Origin of the sequence: Agromyces sp. NDB4Y10, from assembly GCF_001620055.1 — a bacterium.
Classification (GTDB): Bacteria; Actinomycetota; Actinomycetes; order Actinomycetales; family Microbacteriaceae; genus Agromyces; species Agromyces indicus.
Genome location: NZ_LQGY01000027.1, coordinates 1 through 1,367 on the forward strand (window position 1 = coordinate 1; position 1,367 = coordinate 1,367).

General features: G+C 70.7%; 1 protein-coding gene. It reads left to right on the forward strand.

Annotation, left to right across the window (positions count from 1 at the left end; all coding sequences use genetic code 11):
• Positions 1 to 258: 258 nt before the first annotated feature.
• Positions 259 to 1,290 carry a class II fructose-bisphosphate aldolase gene (gene fbaA, locus AVP42_RS06975; RefSeq protein ID WP_067947482.1) on the forward strand — a complete coding sequence of 344 codons (1,032 nt, stop codon included), beginning with the start codon at positions 259 to 261 and terminating at the stop codon, positions 1,288 to 1,290.
• The last annotated feature ends 77 nt before the right edge of the window (positions 1,291 to 1,367 follow it).

The window sequence follows — 1,367 nt, forward strand, 5'->3', positions numbered from 1 at the left end:
ATGGCGGCGACGGCGGCGCCGTCGACCGCGTCGCGGTCGCCGCGGCCGACGAGCGGCACGGCGGCGACGGCGGCGAGCCGGGTCGCCTCGGCGAGCACGCGGTCGAGCGGACGGTCGTCGAGCGGCGGATCGTGGGGCTGGGGCGAGGACACGGATCCATCGTGCCCGATGCGGCCGCGGCATCCGTCACGCACCTGAGGCCGCCTCGACACGTCGCTAGACTCGTGCGCAACCCACGACTTCCCGAAGGAGCAAGGTATGCCCATCGCAACTCCCGAGCAGTACGCGCAGATGCTCGACACCGCCAAGGCCCAGGGCTTCGCCTTCCCGGCGTTCAACGTGTCGAGCTCGCAGACCCTCAACGCGGTGCTGCAGGGCCTCAGCGAGGCGGGCTCCGACGGCATCATCCAGGTCACCACGGGCGGCGCCGACTACTTCGCCGGCCACACGGTGAAGGCCCGCGCGGCCGGTGCGCTCGCGTTCGCGAAGTTCGCGCACGAGGTCGCGAAGGCGTACCCGGTCACGGTGGCGCTGCACACCGACCACTGCCCGAAGGAGGCCCTCGAGGGCTTCGTCTACCCGCTCATCGCCGCCTCCGAGGAGGAGGTGAAGGCGGGCCGCAACCCGATCTTCCAGTCGCACATGTGGGACGGCTCGGCCGTGCCGCTCGACGAGAACCTCGAGATCGCGAAGGACATCCTCCCGAAGCTGAAGAACATCAACGCCATCCTCGAGGTCGAGATCGGCGTCGTCGGCGGCGAGGAGGACGGGGTCAAGCACGAGGGCTCCAACGAGGCGCTCTACACGACGCTGAACGACGCGATCGCCGCCGTCGAGGCGCTCGGCCTCGGCGAGCAGGGCCGGTACATGGCGGCGCTCACGTTCGGCAACGTGCACGGCGTCTACAAGCCCGGCAACGTCAAGCTCCGCCCGTCGCTGCTGAAGGAGATCCAGGACGGCCTCGCGGCCAAGTACGGCACCGGCGAGAAGCCGCTCGACCTGGTCTTCCACGGCGGCTCCGGCTCGACCGACGAGGAGATCGCCGAGGCGGTCGCGAACGGCGTCGTGAAGATGAACATCGACACCGACACGCAGTACGCGTTCACGCGCGCGATCGCGGGCTACATGTTCACGAACTACGACGGCGTGCTCAAGGTCGACGGTGAGGTCGGCAACAAGAAGCAGTACGACCCCCGCGCCTGGGGCAAGGTCGCCGAGACGGCGATGGCCGCGCGCGTCGGCGAGTCCACGCGCCAGCTCGGCTCCGCCGGCAAGTCCATCTCGGCGTAGGGCAGCGGATGTCGCAGGACGAGGCCGCTCGGAACGGGGCCGCGCACGGGGCGGGCGCCGAGGGCGCTCCGCCCCCG